This window comes from Meiothermus taiwanensis WR-220 (assembly GCF_003568585.1).
GTDB lineage: Bacteria > Deinococcota > Deinococci > Deinococcales > Thermaceae > Meiothermus > Meiothermus taiwanensis.
In genome coordinates, this window is sequence record NZ_CP021130.1 from 1,731,402 (window position 1) to 1,754,414 (window position 23,013).

Consider the following 23,013-nt stretch of genomic DNA (forward strand, 5'->3'; position numbering starts at 1 on the left):
GACCTCGCAGGCGATACCATAGCCCAGGCCGGCCTAAATGACCAGGGGGCTTGCTCTCACGCTACGCTAAGGCCATACCCTTACAGTATGGCCGATATGAAGCGATTCCCGCTGTTTGTGCTCACCCTGGCTGGCCTGCTATTGAGCGGCCTGCTGGGGGCACAAACCCAACCCACAGCCGACAAGATTGGCTACCTCAACGCGCGGGCTGTGGTGGAAGCCCACCCCCAGTTTGCCAAGGTCAGGGAGGTTCAGGCCAGGGCGGAAGCAGAGCTCAACCCCCTACAAGCTGAGCTACAGTCTTTGGAGAACAAAATCCGCGCGGGCAACGCCACCACACAGGAACAGCAAACCTACCGCACCCTGGTTCAGAACCTACAGGCCGCCAGCCAAAAGTGGGCTGAGCAGCAAAACAGCGTGCTGCAGCCCATCACCCAAGACATCGACAAAATTGTGAGCCGGGTGGCCAAGGAGCAGGGCTTTGCCATGGTTTTGGATCAGGAAGTGGCGGCCAGCAGCGGCCTGGTGGTTTATGCTGCACAGGGGCTCGACCTTACCCCAGCCATCGTGCAGGCCTTACCTAATAAGTAGTGGAGAAAGACTATGAGCAAAAACTGGTTGTTTGTTGCAGTGTTGCTAAGCTTGCTTTTGGGCGGTTCGCTCATCGCACAAAACCGCACCGTACCCACCCGCATCGGTTATGTGGACGCCGAAAAGGTGGTGCAGGCGCACAAGGACTTCAAAAAGGTGCAGGATATCCGTAACCAGGCCGAGCGCGAGCTAAAACCCATACGCGATCAGCTCCAACCCCTCGAGGCCAAACTGCGGGCCGGCAATGCCACCGCCAAAGATCAGCAGGACTACCGGGTGCTGGCCCAGAGCCTGCAAGAAGCGGGCAAAAAGTGGAGCGACCGGGCCAACGCCGCGCTCAAACCCATCACTGAGGAGATTGATCAGGTGATCGCGCGGGTCGCTCAGCAGCAGGGTTTCGCCATAATTCTGGACAAAAAAGTAGCTGCCACCAGCGGTCTGGTGGTTTATGCTGCCGACGAACTCGAGATCACCGATGCGGTAATCAAAGCCCTACCCAAGTAAGCCAACCATCGCGAGCCACAGGCACTTTTCGACAGCCTGTGGCTCGCGGCTTTATACCAACCTGGCAAGATTTAACGTCTGGCACGCAAGCCTTTGGCATTTGCTAAGTATGTTACAATCGTAAGCGATGGCGAAGGGCAAATCCAAAGCTGACAAAGCCAGCAAGGCCAATCCCACTGAGCGCAAGCGCGACCTCGAGGCCTTTGCTATTCTGATACTAGGCATCGCCGCCCTCCTGAGCGCCGCCATTTATTTTGGCTCCAACCTGGCCGGGCAACTGGGCAGCGGTATTCAGGCCCTGTTCTGGGGCAACCTGGGATACCTGGCCTGGCTGGTTCCACCGACGGTTGCCCTACTGGGCATATGGCTGCTGCTGGATCGGCCCCTGGGCCCTTTGGTGCGCGGCACCGCCCTGCTCTTCGCAGGGGGTCTGCTCACCTTACCCCTGGTAGCCCACCTCGCCAAGCCTTATGGAGGGCTGCTGGGCAACAACCTGCACACCTTGCTGGTGGGCGGTCTGGGCAATTTTGGTCTGCTCATTCCCCTGCTGGCCCTTAGTTTCGTGGCCGATCTAGCCCTGCGCCAGCGGCCGGGTTTTCTTTTGAGCAAAGGTCTGCGCCGGGTCATTCTGGCAGGCGTGCGGCTGCGCCATGCCTATCGCCTCGCGCAGGCCGCCCAGCGCCTGCTGGGGGAGGTTCGGGCCTTATCGGAACGCTACCCCGAGCACAAAGCTTTGCGTGCCTTGCAGCAAGACCTCGAGGCCTTCAGGCGCACACCACGGGATCAGGAGACCATCGAGGGGCTGGCTAAGCTACTGGACGACTTCAAGACCGAGCGCATCAAGGAACTGGCGAGCAGGCTGGCCGCGGAAGCGCGACCCCTTCCAGTGCGACTCGAACGCCTGGCCGCCGCCCTGGCCGCGCCGCTCAAGGGCGAGGGCCTGGCCCAGGCCCTTGAGGAACGCCGCGCCGCTCTGGTGCTGGAGGTCGGCGCGCTACTCACCAAGGCCCAGACCCTGACCCGCCAGGGCCAGGCCGCAGCGCGCGCGCTGGTTCCCTCCATCACCACCCAAGCCCTGCTCAGCGCTCTGGAGGAACACCACAGCCGCCTGGCCGCCTGGCAGGAAAGCGAGGCGTTGTTGCTCGACCTCGAGCAGCGGGTGGATGGCTGGCTGCGCTGGGCCGAGTGGGTGGAGTCTGCGCCCTTGGAGGCCCACCCCGCGGGGATGCGGGCCCTGCTGGAAAAGGGTTTGCAAGCTGAACCGCCCGCCTTTGCTGTAGCAACCACCAAACCCCCCAGCGAGCCCCCTTTCGACTTCGACCTGGTCTTCCCCGAACCCGATAAGGTGGTATCTGCTAGCAAACCCGCACAGGAAAGCCCCAAGCCCAGCCTGGTCAAAGCCACCCCCACACCTCCGGTTATCACTCGAAGCACCACCGCCCTGGAGCTGCCCGGCTTCGACCTGCTCGACCCGCCCGAACCACCACGCTACGACCCCAAGGCCCTGGAACTCATCACCCAGCGGCAGGTTGAGCTCATCAACAACACCCTCAAGCACCACGGGGTGGAGGCCCGGGTGGTGAGCTGGTCGCGCGGGCCTACGGTTACCCGGTACGAGCTCGAGCCCGCCCCCGGCGAAAAAATCAGCCGGGTACAGAACCTGCACAACGACCTGGCCCTGGCCCTGGCCGCCGGCTCGGTGCGCATCGAGGCCCCCATCCCCGGCAAGAGCGTGATCGGCCTCGAGGTGCCCAACACCGAGCGCGAACTGGTGCGCTACAGCGAGGCCGTCCAGTCCAGCGCCTTCACCCGCAGCAAAGACACCCTGCCCCTGGTGCTGGGCAAAAGCATCGACGGCGAGGTCTGGGTGCGCGACCTGGCCAAAATGCCCCACCTGCTGATTGCCGGCTCCACCGGCTCGGGCAAGTCGGTGGCGGTCAACACCCTCATCGCCAGCCTGCTCTTCAAATACCTGCCCACCGAGCTGCGCTTCCTGATGATTGACCCCAAGATGGTGGAGCTCACCCCCTACGAGGGCATCCCCCACCTGGTGCGACCGGTGGTAACCAACCCTGCCGACGCGGCCGGGGTTCTGCTGGGCGCGGTGGCCCACATGGAACGGCGCTACAAGATGATGAGCCAGGTGGGGGCGCGCAACCTCGAGCAGTTCAACCAGAAAATGCGGGCCGCCGGCGAGGCCACATTGCCCTACCTGGTGATCGTGATCGACGAGCTGGCCGACCTGATGATCACCGCCCCTAAAGAGGTCGAGCAGGCCATCTTGCGCCTGGCCCAGATGGCCCGGGCCACCGGCATGCACCTGATCCTGGCCACCCAGCGCCCCTCGGTGGACATCCTGACCTCGCTCATCAAGGTCAACATCCCGGCCCGCATGGCCTTTGCGGTCTCCTCGGGCTTCGACTCGCGCACCATCCTGGACACCTACGGGGCCGAGCGGCTGGTGGGGCAGGGCGATATGCTCTTCCACCAGCCGGGCCTGCCCAAGCCGGTGCGTCTGCAGGGCCCCTTTCTCTCGGAAACCGAGGTGCACCGCATCGCCGGGTTCTTGCGCGAACAGAGCTTCGAAGACGCCTTTGTGGCCCAGTACGGCCCCGACTTTGAGGGCCCCCTGAACCTGGGCGGGGGCGGCGGCACCGACGCAGGCGAGATTGATTTTGGCGATCCCCTGCTCAAAAAAGCCGCCGAGATTGTGATCGAGGAGGGCTACGCCTCGGTCAGCCGGCTCCAGCGCCGCCTCTCGGTGGGGCATGCCCGGGCCGGCAAGCTGGTGGACGCGCTCGAGGCCATGGGCATCGTGGGGCCGCACCAGGGCAGCAAACCCCGTGATGTGCTGATTACCCGCGACCAGCTACCAGAATACTTCGGCGGAGAATAGCCGAAGCAACGCTCGAGGCAATTCAGCCAAGCCACTGTCTGCGAGTGTTCAGGGCCCTACCTGGATCGTCCCCAGGTCGAGGGTATTCCCGCCGCTCACCTGTACCTGGCGCTCCACTTTAGGCTCGCCGCCATCGCACAAGCTGTTACCCGAGTCGTCGCGGCAGACTACCATGGTGTAGCGCCCCGGCACCAAAAAAGTCTCGAAGCGCCCATCAACCACGGGCACCTGCCGGGCGATGGGGCCGCTGAGGCTTACCAGAAACCCGCCCCTGGGCAGCGTCCAGCCAAAGGCCGCCGGCAGGTTGAGCAGGCCATGCCCGTAGGCATTGTCCCGGCCCGGCGCGCCGAGGTCGGTGGCGCTCGAGCGGATCAGGTTCCAGGCTTCTGTGGCAGTGCTGGCCCGGCCACTGGACAGCGCCATGGCCAGCGCCGCCGCCACCTGGGGGGTGGCCTGGGAGGTGCCCATGTAGAAGGTGTAGTTGGGCAGGTTGGTTTGGTAATTCCAGGTGGTGGAGAGCACACCGCCCCCCGGCTGGGCAGTGTTGCCGCCCGGCGCAGCAATGTCCACCTCACCGTTCTGCTGACTGTAGTACACCACCTGGTTGTACATATCGGTGGCCGCGACCGAGATGGCCCCAGGGCAGGCCGCTGGATAGACCAGCGCCCCTGGACTGCGGCTCTGGAAATTGCCCGCTGCTGCCACCACCAGCACCCCTCGAGCCACCGCATCGGCCACCGCCTCGCACATCGCGTTGGAGTAGCTGATTGACCCCAGCGAGAGGTTAATCACCTGCGCGGGGTGCGGGTTCTGCAGCAACCGACCGCCCAGCTCCACCGGGATGCCCGCTGCATAGCGCACCGCCAGGGCCACCTTCTCAAACGTACCGCTACCGCCCGAATCCAGTACCCGCAAGGGCAGCACCTTGATGGGGGCGTTGTAGGCCATCCCCACCACCCCCGAGGCCGAGCAGTTGGGGCAGGGCGGCGCAAACAGCCCGCTGTTTGCCACAATGAGGCCGGTCACATGGGTGCCGTGGCTTCCACCGGTGGCCCCACTGAGGTCACAGGGATCGGTGGGGTCGTCGTCGCCCGAGGTGCCCGGCGCAGGCTCGCCGCAGGGGTCGTAGGGGTCGGCGGGGTTGGCAGGCGGTGCGGCATCGCCCACAAAATCGTAAGCCCCCTCGCCAGGCTGCCACAAGCGCCCGGCCAGATCGGGGTGGTCGTAGCGCACCCCGGTATCCACCACCGCTACGGTAATGGGTATCGGATAGGTTTGCTGGTAGGTAAAGCGCGCCCCGGTGGCCCGCAGGTGCCACTGCTTGGGATAAAACTGGTCGGTGGGCTCGCCCTGGGCCGTTACCGTACCGTTAATTTCGGCCCACTCCACGCTGGGGTCGAGACGCAGGCGTTGCAGCAGGGCTTCTGGATTGGCGGCCCGCAGCTTGGTGATGCGGCTGATGCGGTCGTGGGATAGAACCCGGCTGCCCTGCGGCAGAACGGCTGTGCGCAGGTCGGTGCGGTACTTAACCAGAATTTCATTGCCGGCGGTGCTGGGAACCGGAGCACTCTGGCGGTGCAATGGCTGGGAGACCAGGGGGGCCGCACCCACCGAGGCAGCGGCCAGGCTCGAGTCCGCCACCCCACCCACAACCCTCACCAAAGGCAGCCGAACCAGCACCTCGGCCTCCACATCGCCCGTAAGACGGAGGCTAGCGGTGTGCTCGGGCTGGTTTGGAACCTCCTCGGCGAACTCAGCTCGAATTTTCACAACTTTTGGGCCGATGCCGGCCTCCGGGGCCACGCTCAACCAGGTGCTGTGGTTTTCGATCTTCCAGGCCACGTTGGAACCCACCGGCAAGGTCAGGCTGCCCTCGAGCCCCTCCAGCACCACCTCTTTGGGAATGGTCTGGCTGGTCACAGGGGTCGCGGCACAACCCACCAACAGGGCCGCCGTAAGCATCAAAGCAGAACACCGCCGCATCTTCCACACACTAGCGCTGGTGCATTAGAAGTCAAGCTGGACTGAACCAAATTACCGCCTCGCATAGTTACGAGGTGTTAAGCCAGCCATTTCCCACGTGCTGAGATGCCCCGTCGCTCGAGGTAGCGCTCCAGCAAAAACAACATCACCGCCAGCGCGATCAAGGGCCATTGCAGGCTGTAAGCTTTGCGGCTCACAAGTTCTTGCAACTCGGAGGCATCGGCTAAAAGCCGGCCCCCGCTTAGCTCCGAGAGGCGGCGCAGGTTTTCCCGTCCATCTTCCAGACGCCATTCGGGCAGGCTAGGAAGCTGCAAGCGCAAGCGCGGCTGCTCGTTTTCGAATACCACGGCCTCTCCCACGGCTTCTCGGGGCAGCCAGGCCTCAAAACGCAGCGGCCCGACCGGGGCCATGGACTGCTCCTGGCCCGCCGCGCGCAGGCGGGGCCGTTCGAACTGGCCCTCCAGGGTTACGCGCACCCCCTCTGGCTCGCGCACGGCCTGCACCCGGGGCCGCGCGGGGGTCTGCGAAAGCCAGCGCAGGAGTTCGCCCAGCAGCGCAGGGGTGCCCTGCCAGCTTTGCCAGGAGCGCGAGAGATCGGTGGTGAGGGCGGCCACCCGGCCCCGCCCGCTCTCCCCCACCGCCAGCACGGTGTCCTCGCCGGAACTGAGCAGGGTCTGGGCCCAGGGCTTGGTTTTGGCCGGGAGAATCACCGAGAGGGGCGGGGGGTTGAGGGCGCGGGTGATGGGATGGGGGCGCACGGCCACCGGGAAGCGGCCCTCCAGAGCCTCGCGCCGGAAGGCCCGCTGGGCTTCCTCCAGAAAGAACCGGGGCAGATCCTGTGCGCGGGGCACATCCCAAAAGGTACCCCCGCCGGCCTGGGCCAGATCGCGCAAGAACTGACGGTCGGCATCGGCACCGATGGCCACGGTGCTGGTCTTGATCCTGGGACTGACCTCGCGGGCCGCATCCAGCAGGTCGGGGGTTGCATCGGCGGCCAGCCCATCGGTGAGGGTTATCACCTGTTTGGACTCGGTTGGGAGCGGCTCCAGCGCCTCCAGGGCCTCCAGGTAGGCCCGGCGGAGCATGGTGCCGCCCCCCGCCCGGGTGGAGAGCAGGAGGCTCTCGGCCTCCTTGCGGCCCTGTTCGGTCATGGGCCGGGGGCGAAACAGCCAGCGCGGGCGGTCGGAAAAAACCACCACCCCGATGTAGTCCTGGGGGCGGGCCGAGCGGATGAGCTCGAGCGAACCCACCACCGCCAGCCCCAGCTTGTCATCCTCGAGCATGCTGCCCGAGACATCCAGCACCAACACAATTCCCACCCCGCCCGGCTCCTCCACCGGTTCCACCGGCAGGCTATCGGCCAGGCTGGTGCGCTCCCAGCCGCCAAAGAACAGGCCTCGAGGGGTTGCCGTCCAAAGCAGGCTCCCGCCCTGGTGCAAAAAGCTCTGCAAAGCATCCAGCTCGGCTGCCGATAGATCCTGCACCCCCACCCCCAGGGCCACCACCTCGGCCCGGATGGGCAGGGTGATCCCCTGCCGTTCCTCCACGCTAAAGCCCTGGGCCCGCAGGTAACGGGCCAGGGCCGCATCCCCCAGCACCCAGACCCGCGTCGAGTCCGCAGGGCTCAGCTCGAGGCGGGTCTGTTCCACCCCCAGGGCGCTTTCGACCCGCGCCGTCACCACCGCAGGCCCATCCAGCCGGAAGCGATACCCCAGACTGCTGCGGCCGGGCTCGAGCTGCAGCACCCGCTCCACAAGGCCAGCCGGCCCGTTGAAGGTGAGCCGGGCCCGCACCGCCGCGGTCGACTCCAGCACAGCCCGCACCTCGATGGTCTCACCCTTGGCTGGAAGCGCTGGCCCGGTCAGAACAAGCGAAAGATTGGGGCTGGGCGGCTGGTAAAGGCTGTAGATGGGTATGCCAAGGGGCTCTGCCCTATCCTGAAACAGCCCATCCGATACCAGCACAATCCGATCCGCTTGCAGCTCTCGCGCTTTCTCCAGGGCTTCGCCCAGGCGGGTGCCCTCGCCCAGATCCAACCTCCGGGCCGTCGGGCCGGCCACCTGGACAGCCCCACTGGCAAAAGCCACGTACTTAGCTCCGGGCAACTGAAGCTGGGGCGCAACCTGCCAGACCGCCTCCCGTGCCGAGGGGCTCTGATCCAGCAGAACCACGGTTTGAACCGGCTGCAAAGGCAGGCTGGGCCCCCAGAAGGCCAGGAGCAGCAAACCGATGACGGCGGCCCGAAGCCCCACCAACATGACCGTATTATCGAGTATCGGGTGGCATGAAAAAGCAACCGTGGCCGCAGAAAAGTAAACCTGCCGATGGGTACGGTTCTGATTAAAATCTGGGTATGAACAGAGTGTTGCTGGGCGTGCGGGGCATGGAACAGCCCGAACAGGTTGCTAAAGTCTCAGGTGCCATCAAGAGACTGGAAGGTGTACGAAACGTACAATCGGTTGATAAGGGACAGCTCGAGGTCGAGTACGACCCGCAGCAGCTCACCGTAATGGATCTGATCCGGGCGGTGCGCGAACAGGGCTTCCTGGCCGGGATGCTGTAGGTGGAAAGCGCCTCTATTGCAACCGACACTTATTTGCAGTAAGGGCTTCCTGCTGTAACATAAGGATGTCTGAGGCAGGGCGCACCCGCCCAGGCAGCGAAACCAGCCCCACAACTCAAGCGGAACCACTCCGTTTCCCAATGTTCATTTGCTCCCCAGTCCAGTGGAGTAAACTATTGGGACTTGGTAAAGGAGTAAAGCCAGCCGGATCTGGCGGTTCGTTGTTGGTTGAATAGCTTTGGTTTCGTGCCTGAAGCACTAGACACCTTACAGCAAAGGAGAACCTATGGCCTACCGAGACGACTTCAAAACCCGCAAGAGCCTCTCCACCAGGATGGGTGAGGTGCATTACTTCGACATCATGGAGCTCGAGCGCCAGGGCATCGCACCGGTGTCCAGGCTGCCCTTCAGCATCCGGGTGATGCTGGAAAGCCTCCTGCGCAACCACGACGAGTACAAAATTACCAAAGACGACGTCCTGGCCCTGGCGGGCTGGCAGCCCGACCCCGGCGAGGTCAACGTGCCGCTGATGCTGGCCCGGGTCATCCTGCAAGACTTCACCGGGGTGCCGGCAGTGGTGGATCTGGCCGCCATGCGCGACGCGGTGGCCAAGGCCGGGGGCAACCCGGAGATCATCAACCCCACCGTACCGGTGGATCTGGTGATTGACCACAGCGTGCAGGTGGACTTCTTCGGCACCGCCTATGCCTTTGCCCAGAACGTGGAGCTCGAGTACAAGCGCAACGAGGAGCGCTACCGCCTGATCAAATGGGGCCAGAACGCCCTCAAAAACTTCCGCGCGGTGCCCCCCGGCACGGGGATTGTGCACCAGGTGAACCTCGAGTACCTGGCCTCGGTGGTGATGACCCAGAAAGGCGAAGATGGGCGGATCTATGCCTTCCCCGACTCTTTGGTGGGCACCGACTCCCACACCACCATGATCAACGGCCTGGGCGTGCTGGGCTGGGGCGTGGGCGGCATCGAGGCCGAGGCGGTGATGCTGGGCCAGCCCTACTACATGCTGGCCCCCAAGGTCATCGGCTTCAAACTGACCGGCGAGCTGCCCGAGGGGGCCACTGCCACCGACCTGGTGCTGCGCGTGACCGAGATGATCCGCAAGCACGGCGCGGTGGGTAAGTTTGTGGAGTTCTACGGCCCTGGGGTGTCCAAACTGCCGCTGGCCGACCGCGCCACCATCGCCAACATGGCCCCCGAGTACGGCGCCACCATGGGCTACTTCCCCATCGACGAGGAGACCCTGGCCTACCTGCGCCTCACCGGGCGTTCGGAGGAGCAGGTAGACCTGGTGGAGAAGTACGCCAAGGCCACCGGCCTGTGGCGCACCGACGACGCCGCGCCGGTGTACAGCGAGTACCTCGAGCTCGATCTCTCCACCGTGGTGCCTGCCCTGGCCGGCCCCAAGCGCCCGCAGGATCGGGTGAACCTGGGCGAGGTGAAGAAGAGCTTCCTCGAGCACCTCACCAAAGACCCCAAGGAGCGCGGCTTTGGCCTTAGCCCCGACAAGCTAGACGCCAAGGTAACGGTCAAGCGGGGCCTCGAGGAGTTCGACCTCCGGCACGGCTCGGTGGTGATTGCCGCCATCACCAGCTGCACCAACACCTCCAACCCCAGCGTGATGCTGGGCGCGGGCCTGCTGGCCAAAAAAGCGGTAGAGGCCGGCCTCGACACCCAGCCCTGGGTCAAGAGCAGCCTGGCCCCGGGCTCCAAGGTGGTCACCGAGTATCTGGACGCCGCCGGCCTCACCCCCTTCCTCGAGGCCCTGCGCTTCCACACCGTGGGCTACGGCTGCACCACCTGCATCGGCAACTCCGGGCCGCTGCCCGAGGACATCTCCAAGGCGGTGAAGGAGGGCGACCTGGTGGTGGCCGCGGTGCTCTCGGGCAACCGCAACTTCGAGGGCCGGGTTAACCCCGATGTCAAGGCGAATTACCTCGCCAGCCCCATGCTGGTGGTGGCCTACGCCATCGCAGGCCGCATCGATATCGACTTCACCAGCGAACCCATCGGCTACGATCCCAACGGCAAGGCCATCTACCTAAAAGACATCTGGCCCAGCCAGGAGGAGATCCGCCAGGCCGTGCACCAAACCCTGGACGCCGAGATGTTCCGCCGCCAGTACGCCACCGTCTTCGAGGGCGACGAGCGCTGGAAGGCCCTGCCGGCCCCCACCGGCCAGCTTTATCAGTTTGATCCCAACAGCACCTACATCCAGAACCCGCCCTTCTTCGAGAACCTGAACCAGACCCGCGAGATCGGCGATATCAAAGGGGCGCGGGTGCTGCTGCTCTTAGGCGACTCCATCACCACCGACCACATCTCACCCGCCGGCAACATCGCCAAGAACTCCCCCGCCGCCCGCTACCTGATGGGCCACGGGGTCGAACCCGCCGACTTCAACAGCTACGGCTCCCGCCGCGGCAACCACGAGGTGATGATGCGCGGCACCTTCGCCAACATCCGCATCCGCAACCTGATGCTGGACGGCAAAGAGGGCCCCTACACCAAGAAGCTGCCCAAGTCCGAGCGCGGGGCCGAGCCCGGTACCGGCGAAGAGATGTTCGTCTACGACGCGGCCATGCAGTACAAAGCCGAGGGCACGCCCCTGATCGTGATCGGCGGTATTGAGTACGGCAACGGTAGCAGCCGCGACTGGGCCGCCAAGGGCACCTACCTGCTGGGCGTGAAGGCCGTAATTGCCCAGAGCTTTGAGCGCATCCACCGCAGCAACCTGGTGGGCATGGGCGTCCTGCCCCTGCAGTTCATGCCCGGCCAGAGCGCGGCCAGCCTGGGCCTCACCGGCTACGAGGTCTACGATATTCTGGGCCTCGAGGACATCACCCCCGGCAAGGAGCTCACCGTGGTGGCCACCCGCGCCGACGGCAGCCAGGTGAGCTTCCAGGTAAAGGCCCGCATCGACACTTTGGTAGAGGTGGACTACTACAAAAACGGTGGGATTTTGCAGACGGTGCTGAAGAACATGCTGGCCGAGAAGACCAAGGCATAAAAGCCTGGGCGAGTTTCCTGGTGGCGGAAGGCTGCTGCTCCGCCACCATGTTCTTGCTCTTGACAAGGCCCTTCGCAGAGGGTAGGGCTGTGCTAACATAAACCTGCTGCTTTGGCCACGTGACTAAAGGGGAGTTCATAAGCATTAGCTCCAACTCCCGAAAAGTCGCTGCCATCCCGGAGAATAGATGAAACCTACCGTCAGCGTGGTGGTACCGGCCCGCAACGAAGAAGAGATGATTGGGGCGTGCCTGGAGTCCATCTTAAGGCAGGAGCCGGCCCCGTACGAGGTGATCCTGGTGGACAACGGCTCCACCGACCGCACCGGCGAGATCGGGCGCAGCCTGGGGGTGCGGGTGATCTACCAGCCCAAACCCGGCCTGCACATAGCCCGCCAGACCGGCCTCGAGGCCGCCAGCGGGGAGGTGGTGGCCGCCACCGATGCCGACTGCAGGGTAGAACCCGGCTGGATTGCCGCCATCCAGGAGGCCTTTAGCGACCCAGAAGTGGTGGAGACCTACGGCCCGCTCGAGTTTTTCGATGGGCCCCTGTTCGACCGGCTGCTCTCGCGCTACGGCTATCCGCTGTTTTTGAGCATCATGGCTAAGCTAGGCCAGCCCAACACCGCCGGGGGCAACCACGCGGTGCGCCGGCAGGTGGCCCTCGAGGTGGGCGGCTACGACGTACCCTTCGGCGAGGATCTGCGGCTGATGCTCAAGCTTAAACAACGCGGCAAGATCGTTTACACGCCCAAGGCCAAGGTGCTCACCTCGGGCCGCCGCCTGAACAAAGGGCGCTGGAAGATGTACGGAGTGCACCTCAAGAATATCTGGGCCCGCCTGCGAGGGGCTCCGCAGGACTACGGCCCCGACTACTACGCAGACCGCGAGCGACAATAACCCCTTGGAGTGTCATCACATCCGCTAAAGTGAGGCCGTTGTGGAAGTGGTCGTCCTGTTCTTGCTGCTGCTGGCCCTTTATCTGGGGGCCGACCTGGTCTACCGCTGGATGGGCGTGGGTTCAATTGCCTGGGGTCGCCGAAGCAACCCCCAAATGGCCCTCACCTTCGACGATGGACCCGGTGCCCACACCGAGGCCATCCTCGAGCGCCTGCGAAAACACGGTGTGAAAGCCACCTTTTTTGTGCTGGGTAGCCAGGCCCAAAAACACCCCGACCTTCTGGAAAAGATCCGGGCCGAAGGCCACCAGGTGGAGTCCCACGGCCAGGTACACCGCCCGGCCTTCCTGCTGTGGCCCTGGCAGGAGGCCCGCCAGATTCGGGCTATACCGGGTCGGTTCTACCGGCCACCCCACGGCATTCATACCCCCTTTACCCGCTGGCTGGCTAAGGCCGCCGGCAAACAGGTAGCCCTGTGGGACGTGGAGTCCAAGGACTGGACAAAGCAAGACCCCCAGGCCCTGGCCCGGCGCATTCTGGTGTGGTGTAAACCCGGTTCCATTGTGCTATTGCACGACAACGACCGCTTTCCACAGACCCTGGCAATCCTGGATGAAATTCTGCCCAGGCTAAAAGAACTCGGCTATCAACCGGTGCGGCTCGATGAGCTCGAGGCCCGGCCGCTCACCTGGCGCGAGGGGCTCATGCGGGCCAGCCAGGGCGGGCACGAACGATACTTCATCAAGAACAAAGTAGAGCGGCTGGGGCTGGGGCCCTTCGATTATCTAGCGGTAGGCCCCTGTGCCTTTCCTGGCCCCAGCCAGCCCGGCTTGCAAAAGGGCGACCCCAGCCTCGAGGTGCACCTCGACTCGGTACGCACCCCTGCCATGACCCAGATACAGCTTTTGCGCGAGGGGCGCAAGGCTTTCACGCTGCTGGCCGAATATGTGCAGTCCAATCCGGAAATTAGAGGTATATGGGGCATTTCCCAGGCCGCTGCAGGGCTGCGGGTGTTTGGGTTTCATCTGGCCCCAGTTACTTTCCTGCAACGACTGATTAGCGGCGCAGCCAGCGCGTGGTTTTTGTGGCTCTATCGAGGTGAGCTGCCCAAGCGCTCGCTGCCTTCAGCCCTGCTGGGGTATATCCCTCGGGAGGAATTCCTGGCCCGGTGGCTCAAGAAAGCCAAGGCCCCGGAGAACCCTCAGTAGTGGCAATTACAGGCTGTGCTAACATATACCCGTGCGTCTTTATCGCATCGGCCTGTTCACCGACACCTACCTGCCTGGGCCCAATGGAGTGGCCACCAGCGTTTACCTGCTCAAACGCGAGTTGCGTCGCATGGGCCACGAGGCCTGGGTGCTGGCCCCTGAGATGCCGGAGGCCGACCCCCGTGAAGAATGGGTGGTGCGGGTGCCCAGTGTGCCCTACCCCTTTTTCGAAAACCAGCGGCTGGCCATGCCCAGCAGCCGCCTGCTCCCCACCGAGTTCGAGATTTTCCACACCCACACACCGCTATTTATCGGCATCTGGGGCGCACGGCTGGCCTACCGCCACCGCCTGCCCCACGTCTCCACCTTCCACACCCATCTAGAAAAATACGCCCACTACATCCCCGGTGTCGCTACCCTCGACAAGTACGTGGGCATCATGCAGAAAGTCTGCCAGGCTTTCTACAACCGGGCCGATGTGGTGATCGCCCCTACCAACCCGGTCAAGCAGCTGGCCGAAAGCTACGCCATAGAACGCGAGATTAGGGTAATTCCCACTGGCATCGATACCGACATTTTGCAGGCGGCCCCCGACCCGGTCTCACCCTGGCCCAGCGGCAAGCGACGCCTGCTGCACGTGGGCCGCCTGGGGAAGGAAAAAAGTGTGGATGTGGTCATCCGCGCCCTGGCCGAAATTCGTAAGGAATTGGATGCCCATCTAGCCCTGGTGGGTATGGGGCCCGAGCGGGATGAGCTGGAGAGGCTGGCCCGGGGGCTGGGCTTATCTGAGCATGTCACCTTTGTGGGGCCGGTGCCCTACGAGAAAATCGGCGGGTATTACCGCATGGCCGAGCTGTTCCTGTTTGCCAGCGAGACCGAAACCCAGGGCCTGGTGCTCTGGGAGGCCCAGGCAGTGGGTGTGCCGGTGGTGGCGGTGGGCGCCGAGGGCACTTTGCAGGGGGTCGAGGTGGGCAGCAGCGGTTACCTGGTGCAGCCTGGCGACTATCGGGCCATGGCCGAGCGGGCCCTCGAGCTTCTTCAGAATGAACAGCTCCGCCAGCGTTTCAGCGAAGGAGCCCGTAAGTTTGCCGACCAGCGCACCGCCCGGCGCGTGGCCGAGCAAATTGTAGCCATCTACGACGAGGCCACCCGCCTGGTGGAGATCGAACCGCGCCGCCTCAAAATCCCCTTCCCCCGTCTGCCCCAGAGCAGCCTGGGCAGCCCCCGCTAAACCCATCTACTCGAGCCCGTGACCCGTTACCGCATCCGCGCCCGCCCCACCCAGCCCTTGGCCGGCGAGCGCACCCAGGCCGTAGCCGGACGGGGCCTCGAGTTCTACGAGCTGCGCGGCTACGCCCAGGGCGACGAACCCCGCTTTATAGACTGGCGCGCCTTTGCCCGCACCGGGCGGCTGTATACCCGCATCTTCCAGGCTGAGGCCCCTGCCCGGTTTACATTCTTTCTGGATGGTTCCAGAAGCATGCTGCTACACGGCAAACAAGCCTATGCCGAGCGGGCAGCGCGCATCTTGTTGGAGCTAGCCAGGCCAGAAGGTGCTTTTTTGTGGGGCGGGGGGCGCTACCAGGGCCGGTTGAGCTGGGTCGAGCCAGGCCCTTCGGCGTTGCTGGCGCTGCCCCGGCCTAAAGGGGTCACGGTGCTGATAACCGATGGTCTGGATGAGCTGGACTGGTCGCGCCTGCTGCAGAAACTCCAGCGGGTGGTGCTGGTGCAGGTTCTGGCCCCCGAGGAGGTATCGCCCAGCTTTGCCGAGGCCTTGTTGCAGGATGTGGAAGTAGGGCAGCGGCTGGAGGTAGGGCAGGCCGAGATACCGGCCTATCAGGCAGCCCTGGCCCAGCACCTGCTACGCCTCAAAACCACCGCCCGCCGCCTGGGCAGCTATGCGCTGCTGCGCGTGGGCGAACCGATTGTGCCGGGCCTGGTACGGCAGGGTGTTCTAGAGGAACGCTGATGTGGAACTACACCGCAAAGGCCTCCGGTGGTAAAGCGTAGCCCAGGGCCTCCAGCAGGGCGGCCAGATGAAACTTTTGGAACTCGTCCGGGGGCAGATACTCCCCAACCAGGCGCAGGGCTTCGGTGGGTAGGGGCCTGAGGGCAATCACCCGGTGGTAAGGCTGAAGCAGGGATAGCTGCAGGCTGCCACCCGCGTACACAATCAGGTCGGCCTGACGGGCCACCACGGCAGCCTGAACCTCGGCCACCGCCACAACCCCGCGTTGCGAAGGCGGCAGCAGCTCCAGAAAACTTTCACCTTCTGGAAAGCTTCGGCTCAGCACCGAGACTTTGCTCAGGCCGCGCAAGCCCTGGGCCAGCTCAGCACGCACCGGGCCCAACCAGAGGGCTTTGTCCCCAAAAGCATAACGGCGAATCAGGTTGGCCAGCGCAATGGGCTCGAGGTAAAACCCACGAACCCCGGTCAGCTCGGGCAGCACCAGGTCAACCCGTCGGGCCTGGATGGCCTCGGGCTCGAGGTGCTGCAGCATATCCAGGGCCAGGGCCTGCAGGCCGGGGTCTTCCAGCACCGCACCCCGGAAGCCTAAGGGCAGGAGGCCGGCCAGGGCGGCCTCGAGGTGGATTCCGGGCTGGCTGGGATACACAAACAAGGGCAGGTTATGGTGCAGCGAGGCCGCCAGGAGCGGCTCAAACCAGCGGCTATGACCCGGATGGAAAACCACCAGCGGGCGGGTTGCGGTGTAGTCTTGGGCGCGCATCGCCCCCTAATCTACAACGCCCCCAGCCCATCCGGCCTCAAAAGTCTTCTACAATAAAGCCCACCGTAAAGCGCTGAAAGTTCTCCGAGCCTACAATTTGGCTGACCTCGAGGTAGGGACGGTAGCCCCGATCGGGAAACTGAACCCCCACAGAGAATACGGCATAGAAGCGCTCACCCAGGCGCAGGCGCAGTTCGTTTTGCGCCGTGTAGCCGGTAATGCCCAGCGCCAACCCACCAGCCAGGTAAGGCCGCACCAACAAGAAAACCGGCAGCACATAGACCGCCTCGCCGCTCAGGTAAAGGCCCCCAGGCGCACCGATCACCAGCTGCGAGCGAAAATCGATGGGAAAACCGTCCAGGTAAAACCCCAGATGCCCCATGAAATTGCCGTTGGAACCGTTGCGCACAGAAAAACCAAGATCGGCCCCTCCAGCCAGAGCCAGGCCCGACAACAAGACCAGCACCACCCCAAGGCGGCGAATATACCTGACCATGCCCCTACCCTACTCCGCTAGATGCCACCTGCGCAAGGAAGCGCTGGCGGCAAACCAACCCGACCGAAGTTATAGGGCGATACCGCCCCTTGGAAGGGCGTGCGCTAGGATGCCAAAAGATAGCCCCTGAAGGTCTTTACCTGGGATGACCATCTTTTTGCATCCGGATTAATCACTCGAGCCGCTCGAGGCCAGCAAACTTAACCGCCAGCCTCTTCAAGCCCACCCCAGGAAACATCACCGTAACCTCTCCACCCATTGCAGCCACCACCGTCCCACTGCCAAACTTGGGGTGTTTGACCTTTTCTCCACCCTTGAACTCGGCTGGCTGGGTTCTGGGCTTGGGCTCGGGGCGGGCCTGTGAGAGCACCCGCGTCTCGCCATCGCCAAAGGCCCCCACTTCCTTGAGCAGGTCTTGGGGGATATCCTGCAAAAAACGGCTTGGGCGGGTATACTCGCGCTTGCCGTAGGTCTCCCGTTCTTCGGCATAGGACAGGTAGAGCCGTTCCTGGGCCCGGGTGATACCCACATAAAACAGGCGCCTTTCCTCCTCTAGGTCTTCCAGCCGGTGCAGGCTGTTGCGGTGGGGCAGCAGGTTTTCTTCCAGGCCCACCAAAAATACCGTGGGAAACTCGAGGCCCTTGGCGTTGTGCAGGGTCATAAGGGTAACAGCCTCTACCGGGGCATCGCCCTGCGGCTCCTCAGCTTTGGCGGTAAGGGCCACCGAGTCGAGGAAGTCTGCAAGGCTGCCGCCCTCCTCTTCCTCCCAGTCTTGCGCAGCCCGCAGAAGTTCTTCCACGTTTTGCAGGCGGTCTTCACCGTCCGGTTCTTGCTTTAGGGCCTCACGGAAGCCCGTCTGTTCCAACACCCGCTGGAAAAAAGCCGTAGGGCCAGACTCAAAAGCAGCCTCCATCAGCTCGTCCAGCAAGCGCACAAAGGCCTGTACCTGCTGGGGCCGGCTAATCACCTGCTCGGCTGCACGAAAAGCCTCAAAAACCGTGATGCCGGTCTTCTGAGCATGTTCAACCAGCCTGGCTACCGTGGTTGCCCCAATGCCGCGGGGCGGCGTATTGACGATGCGGCGCAGGTTGATCGAGTCGTCCGGATTCACCGCCACGCGCCCGTAGGCCAGCAGATCTTTGATCTCCCGCCGCTCAAAAAACCCCACCGCCCCCACCAGGCGCACAGGCACATTGGCCCGCCGCAGGTGTTCTTCCAGCAGGCGGGACTGGGCGTTGGTTCGATAAAGCACCGCAACTTGCTGATAGCCTCCTAGCTTCACAATCTCCCGGGCCACAAAGGCGGCCTCTTCGCGGGCGTTGGGGGCGCGGTACAGGCGCACCGGCTCTCCCCCCGGCTTGGTCGGACGCAGTACCTTTTCCAGGCGCAGGGCGTTTTTCTCGATGACCGCGTTGGCTACCCGGAGAATACTGCTGCTCGAGCGGTAGTTTTCCTCCAGGCGAATCACCCTGGCTCCCGGATAGTCTTTGGTAAAGTCGAGGATGTTGTTGATATCGGCGTTTCGGAAACCATAAATGCTCTGGTCGGGGTCGCCCACCACCATCAGGTTGGGCCGTTCACCGGCCAGCAGGCGGGTGAGTCTGTACTGCACCGGGTTGGTGTCCTGGTACTCATCCACATGAATAAAGCGGGCCCGCTGCTGCACCTTGTGTAAAACCTCGGGGTGTTGCTCAAAAAGCTCGATGGTTAGTAGCAGCAGGTCGTTGAAGTCCAGGGCTCCTTGCATCCGTAGGCTGTTCTGGTACCTGCGGTAAACCTCGGCGGCCACATCCCGGGGCACGCCGCCGATAAAATCGGGGGCTTCGCGCATATACTCCGCCAGGCCAGCCCCCCGGTTCTTGATGCGGTCGATCATAGACCGGAAGGGGCCCGGCTTGGCCTCGAGCTCGAGTTCTTTCAAAACCTCCTTCAACAGGGTGTTTTGGTCATCCTCGTCGTAGATGACAAAACCCGGCTTGAGCCCCACATATTCACCATAAGTGCGCAAGATTCGCACCGCCGCTGCGTGAAAAGTGGTAACCCAGAGATCCCGGGCAGAGCGCCCCACCATTTTTTCCAGCCGCTCCTTCATCTCACCGGCGGCTTTGTTGGTAAAGGTTACAGCCAGTATTTCAGCTGGATAAACGCGGCGCTCGCGCAACAGGTAGGCAATACGGTGCACCACCGTGCGGGTCTTACCTGAACCGGCCCCCGCCACCACCAGGGCTGGGCCTTCAAAATGCAAAACGGCCTCCCGTTGGGAGGGGTTGAGCGAGGAAAGTAGGTCGGACATAAGGCTTTAGAAGTCTATCACCTCGCCCGCCTAGAGGGGTTCAAAGCTCAAGCGGCACAGCGCTCGCGGCATCGAAAGCCGGGGCCGCGCTCTGGGCACAGCCCCGGACACAGGGGGTGGGTTTTATGCGGAATTGGCAGATGAGCCGGAAGGCGCCACCGGGGCTGAAGGCTTGGAGCCGGGGGCCATCACCATGTTCATGTCCCGCCCCAGCATCTCCGGGCGCATCTCCACAAAACCCACGCCTTCCAGATCTTTAGCCACCCGCTCGAGGAGCTTGTAACCGAGTTCCTGGTGGGCCATCTCGCGACCGCGGAACATGATGGTCACCTTCACCTTGTGCCCCTCCTCGAGGAAGCGTCGAATGTGGCTGAGTTTGGTGTTGTAGTCGTGGGTTTCAATTTTGGGGCGCAGCTTCATGCTCTTGAGCTCGGTACGCTTGGCCTTCTTGCGGGCCTCCTTCTCGGCCTGCTGCTGCTCGTAGCGCCACTTGCCGTAGTCGAGCAGCCTTGCCACCGGTGGAACCGAGTTGGGCGAGACCAAGACCAGGTCGTACTCACGCTCTTTAGCCAGGCGCAGGGCATCACGGGTGTCCACCACCCCGATCTGCGTACCGTTTTCGTCAATCAGGCGAACCTGGCGCACCCGAATCCGCTCATTTACTGGAACGTCTCTGGTTATAACTTCACCTCCGCAAGCAACAAACCGACTAAGCTGAGTTGCCTACTCCCTCGAGTGTACACAAAAAGCGGGTCGAGCGGCAATGCTTTACAAGGAGGCGATAGCATAAGGGCACCATGATCATCACAACCGACCGCCAACATATCCGGCTCCTCACCCTGAACGACCCCCACAGGCGCAACCCGCTCTCCCCCGCCCTGGTGCAAGACCTGCTGGCCGCGCTCGAGGCCGCCGCGCAGGATCCGGCCATCCGGGCCGTGGTGCTCACCGGGGCCGGCCCGGCCTTCAGCGCCGGGGCCGATCTGGAGTTCCTTAAGAACGTGACCACCGCGGGGGCCGAGGCCAACTACGCCCACTCCCTCGAGCTGATGCGGCTGTTCCACCGGGTCTACACCTTCCCCAAGCCCACCATCGCCGCCATCAACGGCCCGGCGGTGGCCGGCGGGGCCGGGCTGGCCACGGCCTGCGACCTCGCCATCATGAGCGAGCAGGCCCAGCTGGGCTACACCGAGGTGAAGATCGGCTTTGTGGCCGCCCTGGTGGGGGTGATCCTGGTGCGCAACGTGGGGGAAAAACACGCCAAGGAGCTGCTCTTGACCGGTAAGCTCATCACCGCCCCGGAAGCCTACCGGATGGGCCTGGTCAACCGGGTGGTGCCGCCCGAGCAGGTGCTGGACGAAGCCCTGGCCCTGGCACAGGAGGTGAGCGCCAACGCCCCGACCTCGCTCAAGCTGACCAAAGAGCTGCTCCACGCCCTGCCCGGTATGGGCCTCGAGGACGGCTTCCGGTTGGCCGCCCTGGCCAACGCCTGGGTGCGCGAGACCGGCGACTTAGCCGAGGGCATCGCGGCTTTCTTCGAGAAGCGCCCGCCCCGTTTTTAGCGCCTTTTTAGAGCCCTCAACTGCTCGGCGGCCTCGGCAGCGCTGATCTGGCCTTTTTCCAAGGCATCCAGGATGGCCTCCTTCTCCTGGGGGCTGGGGCCTTCGGGCGCTTCCTGGTACTCGTAGCCCAGCACCCTGAGCAGGGCCTCGAAGCGGGCCCGGACGGTGGGGTAGGAAAGCCCCAGAATGCGTTCCACTTCCTTGAGGTTGCCCCGCACCTTGATGTAAAGGCGCAAAAACTCGAGGTGCTCCGGGGGCAGCAGGGCAAACTCGTTGGGCTGGAACTCACCCCGGATCTCGGTGCGACAGGCGGGGCAGACCAGCCCGGTCACGTGCAGATGCCCGTGGCAGCCTTCTACCGGGCATTGGGTGGGCATGGGGAAAGGTCTCATGAGGACTCCAGGTTGGATTTACCAAAGGCCCATCTTGACATAGACCTGCCGAGGGGCCCTGGCCTCAAAGGCCCTGGGGCGCACCTCCACCTCCAGCAGAACAAAGGGCGGCATCCTGCGCAGTTCCCCGATCTGGCCGCGCAGGGCCGCTTCCACCTGGGGGTCTGGGGCTTGGGCTTTGCCAAGGATACGGGTGCTTAGCAGCAGGAAAAACTCGAGCACCACCAGCGGCGCGAACAGGACAATGGGGATGGGAACCGCCCACAGCCGCACCCATAGATACACAAACCGGGGGCGAAAGAGGTGCAACCTCGAGCCAGAGGGTGACAGGGCGGCCTTGGACACCGCGGGCATTGTATGCGAGGCCACCCTCAAACCACCTCCATCAAGACCCGCATGGGGCCGGTCATCCTAACTTCGCCGTCGCCCACCTTGCCCACATCGCTGATCTCCACATCCAGCAAGCGCCCCTCGGGCAGCTCACCTTTGAGCATGTCCAGGATGCCGGCAATATCGATGCCCTGGGCACTTAACTGCTGCTTGGCCTCGGGGGGAATGAAGTTGGCGGCAAACTTGGCAAGGGCCGCCGGGATGTTGACCTTGACCTTGACCTCTTCACCGTCCACCACAATACGGATCATCTTGGCGATGCCTTTGGGGGGTGGGGGGGCCGCGACCGCGGCGTAGGCGTAGCCGGAACCCAAGGACGCGGTTTTGGGCGCGCCCGAGTCCATCGCTTCCAGCAGGCGAATGGCCTCCTCGACGGTAATTTTGCCCTCCTTGACCATATCCATAATGCGCTTCTTGTCTTCCATACCAGGCTCCTCTCCGGGGGCTTACTTCGCCTTTATCTCCAGGTTGCCCATACGCACCGAGACCTCGAGGCGGGCCCGACCCTCACCAAGCTGCCTATCGCCGCCGTTGGGGTTGTGTTCAAAGCCCTTAATTTCCCGATTTCCCAGGTTCACGCTGGCCGCAAGCCGCACGCTGCTGCCGGGTAGCAGATCCAGCTCGGCGTTGCCCATCGAGACCCGCAGTTGGTGCGTACCTTCCTGCAAAAGCAAGGAACCCTCGATGTTGCCGGCGGTGACCTCGAGGTCAAGGCCCTTTACAGCCTCCAGCTCGACGTTGCCCACAGCCACCCGGCCCTTGAGAAAATCGATCCCCCGGGCCTCCACCTTGGCCGCCTGGCCCGCCACCTCCAGGCCCCAGCCCGGCGGAAGCCGCAGTTTCAGCGCACCCACCCGGCCCAGCAGGCCGCTCAAAAAGCCCTCATTCATCTGCCCGGGCACAATTTCCAGGTCGGCCCCCACCCTTCGCACCTCGGCCGGGCCCTCCACCTGCGGCATCTGTAGGGCCGGGTCGAGCCGGGCCTCGAGTTCACCGGCGGTGAGCCTGGCCCGCACCCAGCGCAGCCCCTCGGGCTGCCAGCCAGCAGGCCCTGGGGGGGCATACTGCTCGCCCACAACCTGCTGGGCTTGCTGGGCCGCAGCCTCGCCCTCCGCGAGGGCCGAAAGCAGTAAGTCGGCTTCTTGTTGGGTAATTTTGCCTGCTTGCAGCAGGGCCTGGATGCGCGCTTGTTCGGTCATGGGAACCTCCACGGGAAAGTTTGGCGGCCTGTCTTGATCAGGCTTCACGCAGGCGGCCTTTTGGGCTCTGAGTAGGCTCGAGGGCCTCGGCCCAGGCCCGCAGCAGCCGGGCGATACGGCGGCGAAGGGTGTGTTTGGGCAGCTGTCCCTCCAGTTCGGCCTCCCGGTGATAGCCCGTGATTTTGTCGGCGATGACCGCTGCGAGTTCATCTGGATTGAAGCTCCCAAACATAACCGCCCTCCTTGGTTCTAAATATAAACCAAGGTTTTATATTTTGTCAATGT

21 protein-coding genes are annotated in these 23,013 nt (G+C 63.7%); 10 read left to right on the forward strand and 11 right to left on the reverse strand.

The features are described from left to right. Positions 1–96: 96 nt before the first annotated feature. From MTAI_RS08580 to MTAI_RS08590, 3 genes are all read left to right on the forward strand, one after another. Positions 97–591: an OmpH/Skp family outer membrane protein gene (locus tag MTAI_RS08580; RefSeq protein WP_027887840.1), complete on the forward strand. Its 495-nt coding sequence runs from the start codon at positions 97–99 to the stop codon at positions 589–591. Positions 592–603: 12 nt separating this feature from the next. Then, on the forward strand, positions 604–1,095 hold the full coding sequence (locus MTAI_RS08585) for an OmpH/Skp family outer membrane protein (RefSeq protein WP_027887839.1): 492 nt from the start codon (positions 604–606) through the stop codon (positions 1,093–1,095). Between the two features lie 127 nt (positions 1,096–1,222). Further along, the gene (locus MTAI_RS08590) at positions 1,223–3,991 is read left to right on the forward strand and encodes an FtsK/SpoIIIE family DNA translocase (RefSeq protein ID WP_027887838.1); all 2,769 of its coding nucleotides are present in this window, start codon (positions 1,223–1,225) and stop codon (positions 3,989–3,991) included. A gap of 48 nt (positions 3,992–4,039) precedes the next feature. On the opposite strand, the gene MTAI_RS08595 is transcribed toward MTAI_RS08590, so the two are convergent. Beyond that, positions 4,040–5,974 carry a S8 family serine peptidase gene (locus MTAI_RS08595; RefSeq protein ID WP_027887837.1) on the reverse strand — a complete coding sequence of 645 codons (1,935 nt, stop codon included), beginning with the start codon at positions 5,972–5,974 and terminating at the stop codon, positions 4,040–4,042. A gap of 77 nt (positions 5,975–6,051) precedes the next feature. After that, on the reverse strand, positions 6,052–8,232 hold the full coding sequence (locus tag MTAI_RS08600; RefSeq protein ID WP_081698376.1) for a VWA domain-containing protein: 2,181 nt from the start codon (positions 8,230–8,232) through the stop codon (positions 6,052–6,054). Positions 8,233–8,327: 95 nt separating this feature from the next. Here MTAI_RS08600 and MTAI_RS08605 point away from each other — a divergent pair, with 95 nt between their 5' ends. From MTAI_RS08605 to MTAI_RS08630, 6 genes are all read left to right on the forward strand, one after another. Continuing rightward, positions 8,328–8,537, forward strand: coding sequence for a cation transporter (locus tag MTAI_RS08605; RefSeq protein ID WP_027887835.1), 210 nt, complete (start codon positions 8,328–8,330; stop codon positions 8,535–8,537). Between the two features lie 286 nt (positions 8,538–8,823). Beyond that, positions 8,824–11,562, forward strand: a complete 2,739-nt coding sequence (acnA, locus tag MTAI_RS08610; RefSeq protein ID WP_027887834.1) for an aconitate hydratase AcnA — start codon at positions 8,824–8,826, stop codon at positions 11,560–11,562. A 187-nt stretch (positions 11,563–11,749) separates the two neighbouring features. Next, positions 11,750–12,460, forward strand: coding sequence for a glycosyltransferase family 2 protein (locus tag MTAI_RS08615; RefSeq protein WP_027887833.1), 711 nt, complete (start codon positions 11,750–11,752; stop codon positions 12,458–12,460). A 40-nt stretch (positions 12,461–12,500) separates the two neighbouring features. After that, the gene (locus tag MTAI_RS08620; RefSeq protein ID WP_051349814.1) at positions 12,501–13,667 is read left to right on the forward strand and encodes a polysaccharide deacetylase family protein; all 1,167 of its coding nucleotides are present in this window, start codon (positions 12,501–12,503) and stop codon (positions 13,665–13,667) included. Positions 13,668–13,698: 31 nt separating this feature from the next. Continuing rightward, entirely contained in the window at positions 13,699–14,898 is a 1,200-nt protein-coding gene (locus tag MTAI_RS08625) for a glycosyltransferase family 4 protein (protein WP_027887831.1), read from the forward strand. Between the two features lie 18 nt (positions 14,899–14,916). Beyond that, a complete protein-coding gene (locus MTAI_RS08630) occupies positions 14,917–15,636 on the forward strand; it encodes a DUF58 domain-containing protein (RefSeq protein ID WP_027887830.1) in 720 nt (239 codons plus the stop codon). A gap of 7 nt (positions 15,637–15,643) precedes the next feature. On the opposite strand, the gene MTAI_RS08635 is transcribed toward MTAI_RS08630, so the two are convergent. The 4 genes from MTAI_RS08635 to infC form a co-directional block, all read right to left on the reverse strand. Beyond that, a complete protein-coding gene (locus tag MTAI_RS08635) occupies positions 15,644–16,396 on the reverse strand; it encodes a hypothetical protein (protein ID WP_027887829.1) in 753 nt (250 codons plus the stop codon). 37 nt (positions 16,397–16,433) lie between these two features. Beyond that, positions 16,434–16,892 carry a hypothetical protein gene (locus tag MTAI_RS08640; RefSeq protein ID WP_027887828.1) on the reverse strand — a complete coding sequence of 153 codons (459 nt, stop codon included), beginning with the start codon at positions 16,890–16,892 and terminating at the stop codon, positions 16,434–16,436. 172 nt (positions 16,893–17,064) lie between these two features. Continuing rightward, positions 17,065–19,185 carry an ATP-dependent helicase gene (locus tag MTAI_RS08645; protein ID WP_027887827.1) on the reverse strand — a complete coding sequence of 707 codons (2,121 nt, stop codon included), beginning with the start codon at positions 19,183–19,185 and terminating at the stop codon, positions 17,065–17,067. Between the two features lie 123 nt (positions 19,186–19,308). Next, positions 19,309–19,866: a translation initiation factor IF-3 gene (infC, locus tag MTAI_RS08650; protein WP_081698375.1), complete on the reverse strand. Its 558-nt coding sequence runs from the start codon at positions 19,864–19,866 to the stop codon at positions 19,309–19,311. A gap of 116 nt (positions 19,867–19,982) precedes the next feature. On the opposite strand from infC, the gene MTAI_RS08655 reads away from it, so the two are divergent. After that, a complete protein-coding gene (locus MTAI_RS08655; protein WP_081698374.1) occupies positions 19,983–20,747 on the forward strand; it encodes an enoyl-CoA hydratase/isomerase family protein in 765 nt (254 codons plus the stop codon). Here the strand turns inward: MTAI_RS08655 and MTAI_RS08660 are convergent. From MTAI_RS08660 to MTAI_RS08680, 5 genes are read right to left on the reverse strand one after another with little or no spacing between them, the layout of a single operon-like run. Beyond that, positions 20,744–21,139, reverse strand: coding sequence for a DUF2089 domain-containing protein (locus MTAI_RS08660; RefSeq protein WP_027887824.1), 396 nt, complete (start codon positions 21,137–21,139; stop codon positions 20,744–20,746). The genes MTAI_RS08655 and MTAI_RS08660 overlap by 4 nt on opposite strands. A gap of 18 nt (positions 21,140–21,157) precedes the next feature. Further along, on the reverse strand, positions 21,158–21,493 hold the full coding sequence (locus MTAI_RS08665) for a hypothetical protein (protein ID WP_027887823.1): 336 nt from the start codon (positions 21,491–21,493) through the stop codon (positions 21,158–21,160). A 17-nt stretch (positions 21,494–21,510) separates the two neighbouring features. Further along, on the reverse strand, positions 21,511–21,954 hold the full coding sequence (locus tag MTAI_RS08670; protein WP_027887822.1) for an SHOCT-like domain-containing protein: 444 nt from the start codon (positions 21,952–21,954) through the stop codon (positions 21,511–21,513). A 21-nt stretch (positions 21,955–21,975) separates the two neighbouring features. Next, positions 21,976–22,728: a DUF4097 family beta strand repeat-containing protein gene (locus MTAI_RS08675; RefSeq protein ID WP_027887821.1), complete on the reverse strand. Its 753-nt coding sequence runs from the start codon at positions 22,726–22,728 to the stop codon at positions 21,976–21,978. 37 nt (positions 22,729–22,765) lie between these two features. After that, positions 22,766–22,960: a hypothetical protein gene (locus MTAI_RS08680; RefSeq protein ID WP_027887820.1), complete on the reverse strand. Its 195-nt coding sequence runs from the start codon at positions 22,958–22,960 to the stop codon at positions 22,766–22,768. Between the last annotated feature and the right edge of the window lie 53 nt (positions 22,961–23,013).

What these genes read in the sequence shown, in the direction of transcription:
- MTAI_RS08640 (WP_027887828.1), bottom strand. Translation starts at nt 16,892, where the DNA reads ATGGTCAGGTATATTCGCCGCCTTGGGGTGGTGCTGGTCTTGTTGTCG.
- MTAI_RS08605 (WP_027887835.1), top strand. Translation starts at nt 8,328, where the DNA reads ATGAACAGAGTGTTGCTGGGCGTGCGGGGCATGGAACAGCCCGAACAG.
- MTAI_RS08670 (WP_027887822.1), bottom strand. Translation starts at nt 21,954, where the DNA reads ATGGAAGACAAGAAGCGCATTATGGATATGGTCAAGGAGGGCAAAATT.
- acnA (WP_027887834.1), top strand. Translation starts at nt 8,824, where the DNA reads ATGGCCTACCGAGACGACTTCAAAACCCGCAAGAGCCTCTCCACCAGG.
- MTAI_RS08665 (WP_027887823.1), bottom strand. Translation starts at nt 21,493, where the DNA reads ATGCCCGCGGTGTCCAAGGCCGCCCTGTCACCCTCTGGCTCGAGGTTG.
- MTAI_RS08655 (WP_081698374.1), top strand. Translation starts at nt 19,983, where the DNA reads ATGATCATCACAACCGACCGCCAACATATCCGGCTCCTCACCCTGAAC.
- MTAI_RS08645 (WP_027887827.1), bottom strand. Translation starts at nt 19,185, where the DNA reads ATGTCCGACCTACTTTCCTCGCTCAACCCCTCCCAACGGGAGGCCGTT.
- MTAI_RS08660 (WP_027887824.1), bottom strand. Translation starts at nt 21,139, where the DNA reads ATGAGACCTTTCCCCATGCCCACCCAATGCCCGGTAGAAGGCTGCCAC.
- MTAI_RS08675 (WP_027887821.1), bottom strand. Translation starts at nt 22,728, where the DNA reads ATGACCGAACAAGCGCGCATCCAGGCCCTGCTGCAAGCAGGCAAAATT.
- MTAI_RS08580 (WP_027887840.1), top strand. Translation starts at nt 97, where the DNA reads ATGAAGCGATTCCCGCTGTTTGTGCTCACCCTGGCTGGCCTGCTATTG.
- MTAI_RS08595 (WP_027887837.1), bottom strand. Translation starts at nt 5,974, where the DNA reads ATGCGGCGGTGTTCTGCTTTGATGCTTACGGCGGCCCTGTTGGTGGGT.
- MTAI_RS08680 (WP_027887820.1), bottom strand. Translation starts at nt 22,960, where the DNA reads ATGTTTGGGAGCTTCAATCCAGATGAACTCGCAGCGGTCATCGCCGAC.
- MTAI_RS08590 (WP_027887838.1), top strand. Translation starts at nt 1,223, where the DNA reads ATGGCGAAGGGCAAATCCAAAGCTGACAAAGCCAGCAAGGCCAATCCC.
- MTAI_RS08600 (WP_081698376.1), bottom strand. Translation starts at nt 8,232, where the DNA reads ATGTTGGTGGGGCTTCGGGCCGCCGTCATCGGTTTGCTGCTCCTGGCC.
- MTAI_RS08585 (WP_027887839.1), top strand. Translation starts at nt 604, where the DNA reads ATGAGCAAAAACTGGTTGTTTGTTGCAGTGTTGCTAAGCTTGCTTTTG.
- MTAI_RS08615 (WP_027887833.1), top strand. Translation starts at nt 11,750, where the DNA reads ATGAAACCTACCGTCAGCGTGGTGGTACCGGCCCGCAACGAAGAAGAG.
- MTAI_RS08635 (WP_027887829.1), bottom strand. Translation starts at nt 16,396, where the DNA reads ATGCGCGCCCAAGACTACACCGCAACCCGCCCGCTGGTGGTTTTCCAT.